Source organism: Streptomyces sp. NPDC033216 (genome assembly GCF_055577115.1).
The window spans coordinates 198,917-214,069 of record NZ_JBVIQK010000008.1; the positions used below are offsets into that span (position 1 = coordinate 198,917).

Below are 15,153 nucleotides of genomic sequence, written 5' to 3' on the forward strand. Positions count from 1 at the left end.
CCGCAGACTGACTGAAGAACGGGCAGCCGCAGGGCGAGGGCGGAAAGGCCGGCCGCAGGCCGGGCGGGGCCCGCCGGGGCCCCGCCCGGTTGTCAGGCGCAGCGGTCTTTTGTCGGGGGCGGAGCGGAGCGGGGACCCCTGGGGGACGGGGATTCGCGTTCCGCCAGGAGACGGGAGCCCGTGATGCGGTCGCCGGTGGTGTCGTTCGGGTTGGAGAGAACGCAGGAGTCGAGGGAGAGGCAGCCGCAGCCGATGCAGTCGGTGAGGTGGTCGCGGAGGCGGTTGAGCTGCTTGATGCGTTCGTCGAGTTCGGCTCGCCAGGTCTCCGAGAGGCGGGCCCAGTCCTCGCGGGTCGGGGTGCGCTCCTCGGGGAGTTGGGCGAGGGCCTCCCGGATCGTGGCCAGGGGGATGCCGACGCGCTGTGCGGCGCGGACGAAGGCGACCCGGCGGAGCGTGTCGCGGGTGTAGCGGCGCTGGTTGCCCGGGGTGCGCCGGCTGCTGATCAGGCCCTTGGACTCGTAGAAGTGCAGGGCGGAGACGGCGGCGCCGCTGCGGGCGGCGACCTGGCCGACCGTGAGTTCTTGGATCGTCTCTGGAATCTTCGGCACCCCTCGGAGCCTACCCATCCCGCCGGACACCCGATCCGTTGACATGACTCCCCGGGCACACCATGCTAAGCAGTTGCTTAGGCATTCCGTGAGCGCGAGAGAGGCCGCAGAGATGGCAGAGCCGAGGATCTTCACGTCCCCCGACGAGCTGAGGGCGGCGGTGGGTGAGCAGCTGGGACACACCGACTGGCTGGAGGTCGACCAGAAGCGGATCGATCTGTTCGCGGAGGCCACCGGCGACCACCAGTGGATCCATGTGGACCCCGAGCGCGCGGCCTCGGGCCCGTTCGGGACCACGATCGCGCACGGCTATCTGACCCTGTCGCTGCTGCCGCTGTTCGGCCCCCAGCTGATCGCGGTGGAGGGCGTCAAGATGGGCGTCAACTACGGGACGAACAAGGTCCGTTTCCCCGCGCCCGTTCCGGTCGGCTCGCGGCTGCGCGCCACCGCTGCCATCTCCGCCGTCGACGACGTCAGCGGAGGCGTCCAGGTCACCGTCGCGTTCACCGTGGAGCGCGAGGGCGGGGACAAGCCGGTGTGCGTGGCGGAGTCGGTGTCCCGCTACTACCTCTGAACGTCCCCCGTCCGAGCGGCGGGCCGCCGCCCGGCTACTTCGCCGCCCCCACCATCCGCAGCACGAGGTCGGCGTACAGCGCGCCGACCTCGTCGGGCGTGCGCGGACCGTCCACGTTGAACCAGCGGGCCACGTCGATGCACAGGGACAGAACCGCGAGGGTCGTCCCGTGCACGTCGATGACGTCGAACTCGCCGCTCGCCACGCCCTCCTCGATGATCCCGCGCACCTCGCCGTCGACCTGCCGGCGCAGGGCCAGGATCTCGGCGCGGGCGTCCGGGCCGAGAGCGTCCAGTTCGTACTGGACGACCCGCGCGGTGGTGCGCCGGCCCGCGTGCCAGCGGACGAAGGAGCTGACGGCCTCCGCGAGCCGGTCCGTCGCACTGCCCTCGCCGCGCGCGGCCGTGCGCAGGATGTCCAGCGCCCGGTCGTGGCCGATCCGGCTGATCCGGTGGAGCAGCTCTTCCTTGGTCTTGTAGTGGATGTAGAGCGCGGCCGGGCTCATCCCGGCGCGACCCGCGATGTCACGGGTCGTCGTCGCGTGGTAGCCGCGCTCGGCGAAGGCCTCCACGGCGGCGACGAGCAGTCGCCGTGCCGCGTCAGGGGTGACCTCTTCCCACGGCTCGATCTCGCCGCCGGCCGTCTCCTCCGCCGTACTCATCGCTCGTTCGCCCCTCTCGGTACCGGAGCTCCACCATACCGCCGAAGGTGAGCGCCCGCTTAGAGTGCCCGTTCAGGGCGCGGCGTCGGCCGCCCCGAAGGGCTTTCAGGGCCTGTCCAAGGTGTTCTAGAGCTTCTCGAAGGGGCTGTAGACCCGGGCCGCGACGTCCTGCCGGTCCCTGATCACCTTGGCCAGGGTGAAGGCGGACGTGACGAGGTACAGGACGGCGATGCCGAGGAAGGCGCGCACCCAGGAGTCGGCGTGCAGCCGGTAGATGCCGATGGCGGTCGCCGCCATGGCGACGGCGAAGGACGCGACCGCCTGGCCGTAGAAGGCGGCGGTGTTCTGCTTGACCGGTGTGTCGCTCATGGGAGAAGGATCCGCCCGGTGAGGCCCGCGCCACATCCGTCCGGCTACTCAGGACGTACTCAGAAGGCCGAGACCCCCGTCAGCGCCCGCCCGATCACCAGTTTCTGGATCTGGCTCGTGCCCTCGTACAGGGTCATCACGCGGGCGTCGCGCAGCAGCTTGCCCGCCGGGTACTCGTCGATGTAGCCGTAGCCGCCATAGACCTGGAGGGCGTTGTTGGCGGCCCGGACGGCCGCCTCCGAGGCGAAGAGTTTGGCCTTGGAGGACTCGACCGCGAAGGGCAGCCCGCGGTCGACGAGATCCGCGACCCGCCAGGTCAGCAGGCGGGCGGCGTCGACGTCGACCGCGATGTCGCTGATCAGTTCCTGGACGAGCTGGTGGTGGGCGATGCTCTTCCCGAACTGCTCGCGCTCCCCGGCGTACCGCACGGCCGCGTCCAGCGCGGCCTGGGCTATGCCCACGCAGCCCGCCGCGACCGACATCCGGCCCTTGGCCAGGGCGGACATCGCGACGGAGAACCCCTTTCCCTCCGTGCCGAGCAGTGCGGACGCGGGCACCCGGACGTCCTCCAGCACCAGTTCGGCGGTGGCCTGGCCGCGCAGACCGAGCTTGCCGTGGAGGGTGCGGCGGGTCAGTCCCGGGGTGTCGGCGGGCACGAGGAAGGCGGAGACGCCCTTGTGGCCGGGGGCGTCCGTGGAGCGGGCGAAGAGCAGCACGACGTCGGCCCAGGTGCCGTTCGTGATGAACATCTTGGTGCCGCTGATGACGTAGTCGTCGCCGTCGCGGACGGCGCGGGTGGTGAGGTTCCCGGCGTCGGAGCCGGTGCCGGGCTCGGTGAGGCCGAAGCAGCCGACGTACGCGCCGGAGGTCAGCCCCGGCAGCCACCGGCGCTTCTGCTCCTCGTCCCCCCAGGCCGCGACGGTCTTGGCGACCAGGCCCAGGGAGACGGAGACGATGCCGCGCACGGAGGAGTCGCCGCGGCCCAGTTCCTCCGTGACGAGGCAGTACGCGAGATGGTCGCCGCCGGAGCCGCCGTACTCCTCGTCGATCGTCAGGCCCAGGAAGCCGACCTCACCGAGCTTCTTCACGATGGACCGGTCGACCTCCTCGGCGCGGTCCCAGGCCACGGCGTGCGGGGTGATCTCGCGGTCCACGAAGTCCCTGGCGAGCCGCCGTACGGCCTCCTGCTCCTCACTGAGCCCCAGATGCATGACGCGTCACCCCACGGAGGTTAAATTAGCACTGCTAGTTTCTTGTTCGCAGCCCTACTATGTGCGCCATGGCCCGACCGCGCAAGCCCTTGCTGAACACCGACCGCATCGTCGAGACGGCCCGCGCGCTCGTGGACGCGGAGGGTCTCGCGGCGCTCTCCACCCGACGGCTCGCCGCCGAACTCGGCGTCAGCGGGCCGTCGCTGTACAACCACTTCCGCACCAAGGACGAGATCCTGGAGGCGGTCGCCGACTCGGTGAGCGCCCAGGTCGACCTGTCGGTGTTCGAGGACGGCCGGCAGTGGCGGACCGCGCTGCACGACTGGGCGGTCTCCTACCGGGCCGCCCTGCGCGACCACCCGAACATCGTCCCGGTCCTCGCCCGCGGCCCCGGCCGCCGCCCGGCCGCACTGCGGCTCGCGGACGCGGTCTACGGCGCGATGGTCGCGGCCGGCTGGCCGCCCGCGCAGGCCACCTCGATCGGTGCGCTGATGCGGTACTTCATCATGGGCTCCGCGCTCGGCTCCTTCGCCGGTGGCTTCGTGGACGACGAGAGCGCCTACGACCCGGCCGACTATCCGCACCTCGGACAGGCGCATCTGCTGGCCGAGCAGCAGGAGAAGGTCGACGAGCGGGCCTTCGAGACGGGCCTCGCCGCCCTGTTGGACGGGCTGGCGCAGCAGTACGAGCGGCTGGGGCGCACGGCGTGAGTGTCGCCGCGGACACTTCGGTGCCCGCCGAACCGTCCGTGTCCCATGCTGGGAGCCATGACCACGAGGGATCCCCGCGCACCGCTGCTCGCCCGCCTTGCCGGCCTGATCGCCGACGAGACACGTGCCGCGTGCCTGCTGGCGCTGCTCGACGGCCGGGCCTGGACCGCGGGCGAGCTGGCCCGGCACGCGGGCGTCGCCGCCTCGACGCTGAGTGAGCACCTCGGCAGACTCGTCGCCGGCGGGATGCTCACCGAGGAACGGCAGGGCCGCCACCGGTACGTACGGCTCGCCGACGCAGGGGTCGCCCAGCTCGTGGAGGACCTCGCCGCCCAGGTCGCCCCGGCCGACACCGTACGCCCCCGAACCCTGCGCGAGTCGAGCGCCGGGTCCGCCATGGCACGCGCCCGGACCTGCTACGACCATTTCGCCGGGCGGCTGGGCACCGCCGTCACCGACGCCCTGACCGCCCGCGGGCTGCTCGTCCAGGACACCGGGTTCGCGCTGACGGAGGCGGGGCTCGGGTGGTTCGCGGACACCGGCATCGCCCTGGACCGCGGGGGCCGCCGTCCGCTGGCCCGCGCCTGCCTCGACTGGACCGAGCGCCGCCCGCACCTCGCCGGGGCCGCGGGCGCGGCCCTGTGCCGGCACGCCCTCGACACGGGGTGGTGCGAACGCATCGGCTCCGAGCGGGCGGTGCGGGTGACGGCGACCGGTGAGCGGGCGCTGGGCGAGTTTCTCGGCATCGACGCGGCGGGCCTGCGGTGAGCCGCCCCGCCGTACAGCGCCCGTACCCACCGTCCGCGGACGCCGGCGGGTTCGCCGGAGATCCGCGAGCGCCCCTCCCCCGACTTCCCAGCCTCAGGAGCTCGATGAACACCGCCCGCCGCCCGGAGCGTCGTACGGAACTGCTCGCCGCCGGTGCGGCCTCGGTCACCGTCGTGCTGTGGGCCTCCGCGTTCGTGTCGATCCGCAGTGCCGGCACCGCGTACTCCCCCGGCGCGCTGGCCCTCGGCCGGCTGCTGGCCGGTGCCCTGACCCTGGGGGCGATCTGTCTCGTACGGCGGGAGGGGCTGCCGCCGCGGACCGCCTGGCGCGGGATCGCGGTGTCGGGGGTGCTGTGGTTCGGCTTCTACATGGTGGCGCTGAACTGGGGCGAACAGGAGGTGGACGCCGGGACGGCGGCCCTGGTCGTGAACATCGGTCCACTGCTCATCGCCCTGCTCGGCGCGCGGTTCCTCGGCGACCGGCTGCCGCCGCGGCTGCTGGCCGGGATGGCGGTGTCGTTCGCGGGCGCGGTCACGGTCGGGCTGTCGATGTCGGGCGGGGGCGGCTCCTCGCTGCTCGGGGTGGTGCTGTGCCTGCTGGCCGCCGTCGCCTACGCCGGTGGCGTCGTGGCACAGAAGCCGGCGCTGGGGCGGGCCAGTGCCTTGCAGGTCACGACGTTCGGATGCCTGGTCGGTGCGGTGCTGTGCCTGCCCTTCGCCGGGCAGCTGGTCGGCGAGGCCGCCGACGCGCCGCTGTCGGCCACGCTCAACATGGTCTACCTGGGCGTGTTCCCGACCGCGCTGGCCTTCACCACGTGGGCGTACGCGCTGGCCCGGACCACGGCCGGACGCATGGGCGCGACGACGTACGCCGTGCCCTCACTGGTGGTGCTGATGTCATGGCTGGCCCTGGGCGAGGTACCGGGAGCGCTCACCCTGGCGGGCGGGGCGCTGTGCCTGGCGGGGGTGGCGGTGTCCCGGTCGCGGGGGCGAGCCGCGGCGGCGGAGGAGCTACGCCCCGAGGAGAGCGAGGCGCCGAGGTGACGGGGCCGAGCGAGTGCAGGTCCGGGACCGCGTGCCCGGGGGAGAGAGACCGCCGCGGCCGGGCCCCGAACCCGGACCGCCCCGAAGCGCCCGGTCGGCAGGGCCGCGGCCCGAGACGGCCTTGTGCCGGAGTCACGGGGCCGCGGCCCGGAGAGTCCGGGGCCGCCGCGGGTCGACGAGGTCCCCGGGCCGCCGGCCGGGAGGGGGTGGTGCACCAGGGGGGTCAGAAGATGATCAGCGCCCGGCCTCCCTTGCCCGCGAGCATGTTCTCGAAGGCGGTCGGGATGTCCTCCAGGGCGATGTGTTCCGTGACCAGGGAGCTGAGGTCCAGGCGGCCGGCGCGGACGTGTTCGGCCAGTACCGGGAGGTCGCGGGCGGGATCCGAGTTGCCGTAGACGCAGCCGGAGAGGGTGCGGCCCCAGTGGAAGAGTTCCAGGGCGTTGAAGGTGACCTGCTGGTCCTTGCCGCCGATGCCGACGACGGTGGTGCGGCCGCCGCGGCGGGTGGACTCCCACGCGGTGCGGATGGTGACCGCCCGGCCCACGCACTCCACGGCGACGTCGACGCCCTGTCGTCCGGTGAGGGCGCGGATCTCGCGGGCGGTGTTCTCGGACGCGACGACGTACTCGGTGGCGCCCGCCGCGCGGGCCAGCCCCTCCTTCTCCGGGGAGACGTCGACGGCGACGATCGCCGAGGCGCCCGCGATCCGGGCCGCCTGGAGGGTGGCGAGGCCGACCCCGCCGACGCCGAACACGGCCACCGTCTCACCGGGGCGGACCTGCGCGCTGTGGTGGACGGCGCCGTAGCCGGTGAGGACCGCGCAGCCGAGGAGGGCCGCGTCGGTCAGCGGGATGCCGTCGGGCAGGGGAAGGGTGCAGGAGGCGGGGACCACGGTCTCCTCGGCGAACGCGGCGACGTTCAGGCCGGGATGGAGGTCGGTGCCGTCGGCCGTGCGGGCGTACACGTCCGCGGAGCCGCTGAGCGCGTTGGCGCACAGCCAGACCTCGCCGAGCGAGCAGGCGTGACAACCACCGCAGGAAGGCGCCCAGTTGAGGACCACGCCGTCACCCGGCGCGAGGTCGGCGACGCCCTCGCCGACGGACACGACGGTGCCCGCCCCCTCGTGGCCGAGGACGGCCGGTACGGGGACGCGCATGGTGCCGTCGGACAGGGACAGGTCGGAGTGGCAGACCCCGGCAGCGGCGAGCCGGACCCGGACCCGGCCCGGTCCGGGATCGGGCAGCTCGATCTCGGTGATCTCCAGCGGGGCGCCCACGGCGGGGAGGACGGCGGCACGTACCACGGGGAAGCTCCTCAGAACTGAAGGGACTTGGTCTGGAGGTACTCGGCGAGACCGTGCGTGCCGAGTTCCCGGCCGACGCCCGACTGCTTGTATCCGCCGAAGGGGGCGAGGGGATTGAAGCGGCCACCGTTGATGTCGACCTGCCCGGTGTCCATCCGGCGGGCGAAGGCCACCGCCTCCGCCTCCTCGCCGGCCCAGACGGCGCCGGCCAGGCCGTAGACGGTGCCGTTGGCGATCCGCAGGGCGTCCTCCTCGTCCTCGTAGCGAAGGATCGACAGGACGGGGCCGAAGATCTCCTCCTGGGCGATCGTCATCTCCGGGGTGACGTCGGCGAACACGGTCGGGCTGACGAACCAGCCCCGCTCGTGCGGGGTTTCGGTGCCTCCCGCGACCAGTCGCGCGCCCTCCGCGACGCCCTGCTCGATGTAGCCGCGCACCCGCGCCTGCTGCTTGGCGTTGACGACCGGGCCGATGCGGTCGCCGTACTTGGCGGCGGCGGCCGCGGCCAGTTCCACGGCCTCGTCGTACTGGTCGCGGTGGACCAGCATCCGGGTCCAGGCGCTGCACGTCTGGCCGGAGTTGGACATGACGTTGGCGACGCCGACGTTGACCGCGCGGGCGAGGTCGGCGCTGGGGAGGATGACGTTGGCGGACTTGCCGCCGAGTTCGAGGGCCACCTTCTTGATCGCGGCACCGGCGGTCGCGGCGATCCGCTTCCCCACGGCGGTGGAGCCCGTGAAGGAGACCAGGTCGACGCCGGGGTGCTCGGCGAGGGCCTGTCCGGCGACCGGGCCGAGGCCTGTGACGAGGTTGAAGACACCGGCCGGGACGCCCGCCTCGTGGACGGCCTCGGCGAAGAGTTGCGCGACGAGCGGGGTGTCCTCGGCGGGCTTCAGTACGACCGTGCAGCCGGCGGCGAGCGCCGGGGCGACCTTGGCGACGATCTGGTGCAGCGGGTAGTTCCAGGGGGTGATGGCACCGACCACGCCGACCGGCTCGTGGTGGACGATCGAGTTGCCGACCTTCTCCACGAAGGAGTGGGTGGCGGCCAGTTCGGCGTAGGAGCCGGCGACCGCGATCGGTACGGCCGCGTGGACCGCCTGCGAGAAGCCCGGCGGCGAGCCGAGTTCGGCGGTGACGGTCTCGGCGATCTCCTCCTTGCGGGCCGCCAGCACGTCCCGGAGGGCGCCCAGGCGCGCGGCGCGCTCGGCGGGCGCCGTCGCCGCCCACGCCGGGAGGGCGGCACGGGCGGCCCGTACCGCCACGTCGACGTCCTCGGGTCCGGCCGCCGGGATCCGGCCGATGACCTGTTCGTCCGCCGGGTTCACCACCTCGATCACGTCCTGGCCGGCGGCGGGGCACCAGGCGCCGTCGAGATAGATGCCGTCGTGTGCCTTCATCGCGTTCCCTCCGGGCGGTCGTCGTCCTCCGCGCACTAAACTAGCGCCGATAGTTTTCCGGCACCAGGGGCGTCCGCCGTACGGCGCCCCACTCCGGCACGGCGGCCCGCCGCGGGTGTCACTCGTCGAGGTCCGGCAGCCGGTCCGGGGCCGGACAGATCCGCCGGCCGTGCTGGTCGAAGACGAACAGGTGGGCGAGGTCGACGAGGAGCGGGACCTGCATGCCGTACCGCAGGTCGAAGTCGGGGGTGGTCCGCACGACCAGGTCGCCGGGCTGGCGGCCGTCCGGGGAGGCCACCGCGGAGGGCTGTTCCTCGGGCTCGTCCAGCACCACGACCGGCCCGGCCCGCCGACTGCCCGCCCGCCGCCGGAGCCGGTCCAGCACCCCGGCCTCCCGCCGGCGCCGCCGGCTCGGCCGCACCGGCTGACGCGGCGCCTCCAGATCCGGTACGACAGCGGGGCGCGAGCCGGTGTTGAAGTGCACGAGCACCTCGTGGCCCTGGAACTCCACATGCTCCACCAGGCCGGTGATGTGCGTCTCGCCGGGACGCGCCTCGGCGAGGCCGCCGATGCGGACGGCCTCCGAGCGCAGGCCGACGATCACCTCACGGCCCTGCTGCACCCGCAGCAACTTGTGGTCCAGGCAGAGCGGTTCGGGCAGCCGCAGGGCCTGCTTGCCGAGGCTGATCGTCATCGCCCCGTCGAGCGGGGCACGGACCACTCCGCGCAGCAGATTGATGCGCGGGGTGCCGATGAACGCGGCCACGAAGATGTTGCGGGGCAGGGCGTAGACCGAGCGGGGCGTGTCGATCTGCTGGAGGACACCACCGCGCAGGACCGCCACCCGGTCGCCGAGGGACATGGCCTCGGCCTGGTCGTGCGTGACGTACACCGTCGTCACGCCCAGCTTTCGGGTCAGGGAGGCTATTTCGGCCCGCAGCCGGTTACGGAGCTTGGCGTCGAGGTTGGACAGCGGTTCGTCCATCAGGAAGGCGGACGGGTGGCGGGCGATGGCCCGGCCCATGGCGACACGCTGGCGCTCCCCGCCGGAGAGCCGGCCGGGGTAGCGGTCCAGGAGGTCCTCGATGCCGAGCATCCTCGCGGTGGCGTCCACGCGAGGACTCGGGTCGGCGCTGGGGGACTCGATGCGCAGCGGGAACCCGATGTTGTCGCGGCCCGTCATGGTCGGGTAGAGCGCGAAGTTCTGGAAGACCATCGCGATGTTCCGGCCGGACGGCGGCAGATCGTTGGCGTACTCGCCGTCGAGCAGCAACTGCCCCTCGGTGATCTGCTCCAGCCCGGCGATCATCCGCAGCACGGTGGACTTGCCGCAGCCGGAGGGTCCGAGCAGCACGAGGAATTCGCCGGGCGCGATGTCCAGCGACAACCGGTCCACCACGCGCACGGTGCCCGCGTGGTAGGCCTTGCTGACGTCGTGCAGGGAGATGGCGCGTGTCATGAGAGGAGTCCCCGGGGCTCACGGACCCGCCCGCCGCCCGTCCCGCGCAAGGACGGTACGAGCGCCGGGCGGTTCCTCGGCGCGTGTGCTCGACAGCCTCCGACGGGTCGAACGAGGCTGTGAGTCACGGAAGTTAACGGACTGTGCGCGCCCGGGGAAGGGAACCGGCCAGATCCGTGGCTCCACGGGGCGGGAACCCGCTCGCCGCCGGCCGGTCCGACTCAGCGTGCCGGACCGGCCGGGCCCCGGATCTGGGTCAGGTGGGCGAAGACCACCAGGTTGCCCGAGTAGCCGGTTTCGCGGTCGAAGGTGCCGCCGCAGGTGATGAGCCGCAGTTCGGGACGGCCCCGGTAGCCGTACACCTCCTGGTCGGGGAAGCGGGCCTTGTCGTAGTCCTTGATCCGGTCGACCCTGTAGACGGCGGTGTGCCCGTCGGCCCGGCGGACCTCGATGCGGCGCCCGGGCGTGAGTTCGGACAGGCCCGAGAAGACGGCCGGTCCGGTGTCGGTGTCGAGGTGGCCGACGGCGACGGCGGTGCCCGGTCCCCCCGGGGACGGGCCGTCCGCGTACCAGCCCACCAGTTCGGGGTCGTCCTCCGGGGGCGCGGGCAGCCTGCGCCTGCCGTCCAGGTGGAGGTCCATGACCGGGGCGTCGAGGCTGAGGAACGGGATCGCCAGGCGGATCGCGCGCGAGCGGGGGAGGACGCGGGGACCCTCGGGGGTGGGACGAGGGCGGGGCTTGGCCGCCTGGGGGCCGCCCGCGGCACCGGGGCGCGGCGCGGCGGGACGGAGGTGGGACGCGCCCGCCCTGCTCGGCACGGGCGCCTTGCCCGTCAGGCCCGCTCTGCCCAGCGCCGGCGTGTTGCCCGGCACGGGCGCCTTGCCCGGCGCGGGCACCACTGCGGACGCCGACGGGAGCGGCCGGGTCGGCCTCGGACGTGACGGGGACTCCCCCGGCAGGGACTGTCGAGCACGGGCCGCCGACGCCCCCGGCGCGGGCTTTCGCGCGCGCACCGGCGCCGTCCCCGGCGGGATCTCTCCGGTGCCTGCCGACGGCGTCCCGCGACGCGGCGGCCCCGAGCGGGCCGCAAGCGCTCCCGGCCGCGGCTTCGCCGGGTGCGACCCCGACCTGGACCGCGAGGACCCGGACGACGGCGCGCCCTGCGGCGGCCGCGCCGGCCCCGACAGGCCGGTTCCGTACCGGGGTTGCTCCGATCCTGACCCGGGCTGTCCCTGACCGGGTCTGTGCGCCGGGACGGACCGCGAAGACGCCTGCCGGCCGGGACCCCGGACATCCCCTGCCTCGCCCGTCGATCCGGCGGAGCCGGCCGCGGAGCCCCTCGAGGAGCCCGCAGGGGCGGTGGAGACCGCCGTGCCGGAAGGCTCCTCGGCCTGGCCCCACCAGACGGCGCCTGTCACCAGCGTGACGGCCAGGGCGGCCGTCCTCGTCAGGCGGTAGGCGCGCGTCCGGTACCAGGGTCTGCGGATCCGCCTACGCGGCGCCATGCGAGCGGCGGCGCAGCCGGAACCATGCCGCTCCGCCGACCGCGGCCACTCCCACCGCCGCGGCACCGGCGACCGGCGTGAACGCGGCGTCGCGGGCCAGACCGCCGCCGCCGGCCGGCGGGCCGCCGTTGGGGCCGCCGGGGCCGCCCGGCCGGTTCGGGCAGTCGACCCTGAAGACCTTTTGCTTGCCCGCTCCGTTGCCGCCGACGACGGTCCAGGTCAGCTTGTACTGACCGGTGGGCAGCAGCAGGTTCTCCGTGACGCCGGCGCCGTTGGCGAGGGTGACCACGCCGGAGAGAGTGGCGGTGGTGCCGGCCTGCGCGGACTGCGGCGCGATGGTCCAGTTGATTCCCTGGGCGACATCGAAGTTGAAGGCGTCGAGGTAGAACCGGCAGACCTTGGGCTGGTTGGCCTGCGCGTTGACGGCGGTGCCCACCGTGTGCACCTTGACGTCTCCGTTGTCCCCGGGGGCCGCGACCGCGGCCGGTGCTCCGAGGAGAACGGCTCCACCGGCGGCGAGAGCCGTCAGCGTGGCCACCCTGCGTGGACGGGACGAGGTCGGCATCAGAGAACCTCCGAGTCAGATGATTTTCATACAAATCGGCTTGCACCTGACTGGATGTCATATAACGCCCCGCGGTGCACGGAAGCACCGCGCACGGCGCCTCAGATATCGCTCTTACGGCCCAACGGCGACCCGGTTCGCCGGACTCCGCCCCCACCCCCACCCTCGGCCTCGGCTCCGGCCCGCGGGGCGCCACCGCCGTGCGCCGCGCGCTCCGGCGAGCGCAGCGCCACCACCGACGACAGCAGCAACAGCCCGCCCAGCATCACGAACGGCGCCGCCACGCCCGCCACACCTGCGACCAGGCCCGCCGCGGCCGGCGCGGCGACCTGGCCGAGGCGGTTGCCCGTCAGCCGCAGCGCGAGGGCCGTGGAGCGGACCCCGTCGGGCGCGGCCTGGACGACGGTCGTCATGGACAGCGGCTGCCCGACCCCGAGACAGAAGCCGAGCGCCGCGAGCATCACCGCCAGCGCCCCCACGGGCACGGGCAGCGCGAGCCCGGCGCACAGCAGGGCCGCCGCCAGACAGGTCACGGTGAGCAGCGTGGTCCTCCCGAGCAGCCGCAGCAGGGGCGTGAGGACCAGGCGGCAGGCGATGGTGGCCGCGGCCCGCAGACTCAGCAGCAGGCCGATCACGGACGGGGCGATGCCCCGGTGCTCGCCGACCACCGGCAGATAGGCGGTGAGGATGTCGGTCGCGGACAGCACGGAGAGACTGACGAGGATGCCCGCGGGCACGCCCCGGGCGCGCAGGATGCGGACGACGGGGACGTGGTCGCCCTGCGCCGCCGTACGGGACCTGGCGGCTGTGTCCGGGTGCTCCGTGCGCCACAGGGAGGTGAACGCCACCGCGGCGCCCGCTCCGGCGACGAGCAGTGCCCGCGCGCTGGTGCCGGCCATGTCGGAGCCGCCGATCAGGGCCCCCGCGGACATCGGGCCGACCAGCTGGCCGAGGGAGGCGCCGATGGTGAAGTGGCCGAAGTTGCGGTCCTGTTCGTGCGGCGCGGACTGGCGGGCGACGAGCGACTGGGCGCCGATGACGAAGCAGAGGTGGCCGAGGCCCATGACGCCGCTCCACAGGGCCATCGTCCACAGGGAACCCGCGACGCCGCTCAGCGCGCAGCCGCCGGCTATCAGGACCACGCCGAAGGGCAGCAGGGGCGCGCACCGGCCGTGGTCGGTACGGCGCCCCAGCGGGACGGCGGCGAAGAGGGGGAGCAGGGCGTACACGCCGGCGATGACGCCGACCGCCCGCTCGTCCGCACCCAGTGCGAGGGCCCGGTAGGAGACGGCGGGCCGGGCCATCGACACCGCCCCCTGCGCGAAGCCGAAGGCGATGACGAGGCGGAGCAGCCAGCCGCGGTTCCCACCGGGCCCCATGGTGTTTCCCTCCCGAGCGGATGAGACGAAGGAAGCGCAACGGTCCGAGCCGACCTGATCCGATCCGAGGTGATCAGTTCTGATCTGATCTGCTCTCATCTGATCGCGGATCAGATGATGCCGAACAGCATTCCCGCCGCGAGGATGACCAGGCTGGTCAGGGCCGCCCACTTCACGACGAACCGGGTGTGGTCGCCGAACTCGACCTTGGCCATACCGACGAGGACGTAGACGGCCGGGACGAGCGGACTCGACATGTGCAGGGGCTGACCGACCAGGGAGGCGCGGGCGATCTCCAGCGAGGACACCCCGTGCGCCTGGCCGGCCTCGGCGAGGACGGGCAGGACGCCGAAGTAGAAGCCGTCGTTCGACATGAAGTAGGTGAGCGGGATGCTCAGGACGCCGGTGACGAAGGCCATGTGCGGGCCCATGCCGTCGGGGATGTTGTCCACCAGCCAGGTGGCCATGTGGTCGACCATGCCGGTACCGGTGAGGACGCCGGTGAAGACGGCGGCGGCGAAGACCATCCCGGCGACGTTGAGGACGTTCTCGGCGTGCGCGCCGAGGCGGGCCTTCTGGTCGGGCATGTGCGGGAAGTTGACGGTGAGCGCGAGCGCGGCGCCGAGCAGGAACAGCACCGGGATCGGCAGCCACTCCATGATCATGGCGGTGAGCAGCGTGACCGTGAGCAGCGCGTTGAACCAGTACAGCTTGGGACGCAGGGTGGCGCGGTTCGGGTCCAGCCCGGCCAGGCGCTCGTCGTCCTCGGGCTCGTCGGCGTCCGCCTCGGCGTCGGTACCCGAACCCGCACCGCCCGCGGGGGCGGCCTTCAGGCCGGTTCCGGTGCCGTCACCGGCACCCGTTCCGGCGCCCACGAGCACCGTCTCGGTCTCCTTCTCCTCCACCAGGACCTCGTCCAGCGTCAGCACGCCGAGCCGCTTGCGCTCGCGGCGGCCGAGGACGTACGAGAGGGCGAAGACACCCAGCAGGCCGACGGCCAGGGCCGGGATCATCGGGACGAAGATGTCGCCCGCGTCGAGCTTCAGCGCGGTGGCGGCGCGGGCGGTGGGGCCGCCCCAGGGCAGCGTGTTCATCACGCCGTTGGCCATCGCGGCGACACCCGTCATCACGACCAGGCTCATCTTCAGGCGCTTGTACAGCGGGTACATCGCCGAGACGGTGATCATGAAGGTGGTCGAGCCGTCGCCGTCGAGCGAGACGATCGCGGCGAGGATCGCCGTGCCGACGACGATACGCAGCGGGTCGGCCTTGCAGAACTTGAGGATGGCCCGCACGATCGGGTCGAACAGGCCGACGTCGATCATCACTCCGAAGTAGACGATCGCGAACATGAGCATCGCCGCGGTGGGGGCGAGGCTGGTGACGCCGTCGAGGACGTAGTCGCCGAGCTTGGCGCCCTTCCCGACGAAGACACAGAAGAGTGCCGGGATCAAGACGAGCGCCGCGATCGGCGACATCTTCTTCAGCATGATCAGGACCAGGAAGGTCGCGATCATGGCGAAGCCGAGGATGGTCAGCATGAATGGATACCTAACGTTCGCCCTTGAACATCCCACCTGAGGGTCGGCGGTGCGTTG

15 protein-coding genes are annotated in these 15,153 nt (G+C 73.0%); 4 read left to right on the forward strand and 11 right to left on the reverse strand.

Going from position 1 to position 15,153, the window contains the following annotated elements:
• Positions 1 to 92 precede the first annotated feature (92 nt).
• Complete coding sequence (gene soxR, locus ACZ5Y0_RS17775) at positions 93 to 608, reverse strand: redox-sensitive transcriptional activator SoxR (protein ID WP_469129590.1); 516 nt, start codon at positions 606 to 608, stop codon at positions 93 to 95.
• Between the two features lie 112 nt (positions 609 to 720).
• Between soxR and ACZ5Y0_RS17780 the strand changes: the two genes are divergently transcribed.
• A complete protein-coding gene (locus ACZ5Y0_RS17780; protein WP_469129591.1) occupies positions 721 to 1,182 on the forward strand; it encodes a MaoC family dehydratase in 462 nt (153 codons plus the stop codon).
• Between the two features lie 34 nt (positions 1,183 to 1,216).
• Here ACZ5Y0_RS17780 and ACZ5Y0_RS17785 read toward each other — a convergent pair whose 3' ends face one another.
• From ACZ5Y0_RS17785 to ACZ5Y0_RS17795, 3 genes are all read right to left on the reverse strand, one after another.
• A complete protein-coding gene (locus tag ACZ5Y0_RS17785) occupies positions 1,217 to 1,843 on the reverse strand; it encodes a TetR/AcrR family transcriptional regulator (protein ID WP_469129592.1) in 627 nt (208 codons plus the stop codon).
• 126 nt (positions 1,844 to 1,969) lie between these two features.
• Positions 1,970 to 2,212, reverse strand: a complete 243-nt coding sequence (locus ACZ5Y0_RS17790) for a YiaA/YiaB family inner membrane protein (RefSeq protein WP_469129593.1) — start codon at positions 2,210 to 2,212, stop codon at positions 1,970 to 1,972.
• Between the two features lie 59 nt (positions 2,213 to 2,271).
• Positions 2,272 to 3,423 carry an acyl-CoA dehydrogenase family protein gene (locus ACZ5Y0_RS17795; RefSeq protein WP_469129594.1) on the reverse strand — a complete coding sequence of 384 codons (1,152 nt, stop codon included), beginning with the start codon at positions 3,421 to 3,423 and terminating at the stop codon, positions 2,272 to 2,274.
• A gap of 68 nt (positions 3,424 to 3,491) precedes the next feature.
• Here ACZ5Y0_RS17795 and ACZ5Y0_RS17800 point away from each other — a divergent pair, with 68 nt between their 5' ends.
• The 3 genes from ACZ5Y0_RS17800 to ACZ5Y0_RS17810 all read left to right on the forward strand — a co-directional run bounded on the left by ACZ5Y0_RS17800 (position 3,492) and on the right by ACZ5Y0_RS17810 (position 5,944).
• A complete protein-coding gene (locus ACZ5Y0_RS17800; protein WP_469129595.1) occupies positions 3,492 to 4,133 on the forward strand; it encodes a TetR/AcrR family transcriptional regulator in 642 nt (213 codons plus the stop codon).
• Positions 4,134 to 4,190: 57 nt separating this feature from the next.
• Positions 4,191 to 4,901 carry an ArsR/SmtB family transcription factor gene (locus tag ACZ5Y0_RS17805; RefSeq protein WP_469129596.1) on the forward strand — a complete coding sequence of 237 codons (711 nt, stop codon included), beginning with the start codon at positions 4,191 to 4,193 and terminating at the stop codon, positions 4,899 to 4,901.
• A gap of 104 nt (positions 4,902 to 5,005) precedes the next feature.
• The gene (locus ACZ5Y0_RS17810) at positions 5,006 to 5,944 is read left to right on the forward strand and encodes a DMT family transporter (protein WP_469129597.1); all 939 of its coding nucleotides are present in this window, start codon (positions 5,006 to 5,008) and stop codon (positions 5,942 to 5,944) included.
• Between the two features lie 223 nt (positions 5,945 to 6,167).
• Here ACZ5Y0_RS17810 and ACZ5Y0_RS17815 read toward each other — a convergent pair whose 3' ends face one another.
• The 7 genes from ACZ5Y0_RS17815 to ACZ5Y0_RS17845 all read right to left on the reverse strand — a co-directional run bounded on the left by ACZ5Y0_RS17815 (position 6,168) and on the right by ACZ5Y0_RS17845 (position 15,096).
• Positions 6,168 to 7,247 (reverse strand): Zn-dependent alcohol dehydrogenase, encoded by a 1,080-nt coding sequence (locus ACZ5Y0_RS17815; protein WP_469129598.1) that lies wholly within the window; start codon positions 7,245 to 7,247, stop codon positions 6,168 to 6,170.
• Positions 7,248 to 7,258: 11 nt separating this feature from the next.
• Positions 7,259 to 8,647 (reverse strand): aldehyde dehydrogenase family protein, encoded by a 1,389-nt coding sequence (locus tag ACZ5Y0_RS17820; RefSeq protein WP_469129599.1) that lies wholly within the window; start codon positions 8,645 to 8,647, stop codon positions 7,259 to 7,261.
• 118 nt (positions 8,648 to 8,765) lie between these two features.
• Positions 8,766 to 10,106, reverse strand: a complete 1,341-nt coding sequence (locus ACZ5Y0_RS17825) for an ABC transporter ATP-binding protein (protein WP_469129600.1) — start codon at positions 10,104 to 10,106, stop codon at positions 8,766 to 8,768.
• 221 nt (positions 10,107 to 10,327) lie between these two features.
• The gene (locus ACZ5Y0_RS17830) at positions 10,328 to 10,978 is read right to left on the reverse strand and encodes a class F sortase (RefSeq protein ID WP_469129601.1); all 651 of its coding nucleotides are present in this window, start codon (positions 10,976 to 10,978) and stop codon (positions 10,328 to 10,330) included.
• Positions 10,979 to 11,597: 619 nt separating this feature from the next.
• Entirely contained in the window at positions 11,598 to 12,176 is a 579-nt protein-coding gene (locus ACZ5Y0_RS17835) for a hypothetical protein (protein WP_469129602.1), read from the reverse strand.
• Positions 12,177 to 12,277: 101 nt separating this feature from the next.
• Positions 12,278 to 13,555 carry an MFS transporter gene (locus ACZ5Y0_RS17840; protein WP_469129603.1) on the reverse strand — a complete coding sequence of 426 codons (1,278 nt, stop codon included), beginning with the start codon at positions 13,553 to 13,555 and terminating at the stop codon, positions 12,278 to 12,280.
• Positions 13,556 to 13,665: 110 nt separating this feature from the next.
• Positions 13,666 to 15,096 (reverse strand): CitMHS family transporter, encoded by a 1,431-nt coding sequence (locus tag ACZ5Y0_RS17845; protein ID WP_469129604.1) that lies wholly within the window; start codon positions 15,094 to 15,096, stop codon positions 13,666 to 13,668.
• Positions 15,097 to 15,153 lie beyond the last annotated feature (57 nt).

Coding starts and splice junctions, on each gene's coding strand:
- ACZ5Y0_RS17780 (WP_469129591.1), top strand. CDS start 721: ATGGCAGAGCCGAGGATCTTCACGTCCCCCGACGAGCTGAGGGCGGCG.
- ACZ5Y0_RS17785 (WP_469129592.1), bottom strand. CDS start 1,843: ATGAGTACGGCGGAGGAGACGGCCGGCGGCGAGATCGAGCCGTGGGAA.
- ACZ5Y0_RS17790 (WP_469129593.1), bottom strand. CDS start 2,212: ATGAGCGACACACCGGTCAAGCAGAACACCGCCGCCTTCTACGGCCAG.
- ACZ5Y0_RS17795 (WP_469129594.1), bottom strand. CDS start 3,423: ATGCATCTGGGGCTCAGTGAGGAGCAGGAGGCCGTACGGCGGCTCGCC.
- ACZ5Y0_RS17800 (WP_469129595.1), top strand. CDS start 3,492: ATGGCCCGACCGCGCAAGCCCTTGCTGAACACCGACCGCATCGTCGAG.
- ACZ5Y0_RS17805 (WP_469129596.1), top strand. CDS start 4,191: ATGACCACGAGGGATCCCCGCGCACCGCTGCTCGCCCGCCTTGCCGGC.
- ACZ5Y0_RS17810 (WP_469129597.1), top strand. CDS start 5,006: ATGAACACCGCCCGCCGCCCGGAGCGTCGTACGGAACTGCTCGCCGCC.
- ACZ5Y0_RS17820 (WP_469129599.1), bottom strand. CDS start 8,647: ATGAAGGCACACGACGGCATCTATCTCGACGGCGCCTGGTGCCCCGCC.
- ACZ5Y0_RS17825 (WP_469129600.1), bottom strand. CDS start 10,106: ATGACACGCGCCATCTCCCTGCACGACGTCAGCAAGGCCTACCACGCG.
- ACZ5Y0_RS17835 (WP_469129602.1), bottom strand. CDS start 12,176: ATGCCGACCTCGTCCCGTCCACGCAGGGTGGCCACGCTGACGGCTCTC.
- ACZ5Y0_RS17840 (WP_469129603.1), bottom strand. CDS start 13,555: ATGGGGCCCGGTGGGAACCGCGGCTGGCTGCTCCGCCTCGTCATCGCC.
- ACZ5Y0_RS17845 (WP_469129604.1), bottom strand. CDS start 15,096: ATGCTGACCATCCTCGGCTTCGCCATGATCGCGACCTTCCTGGTCCTG.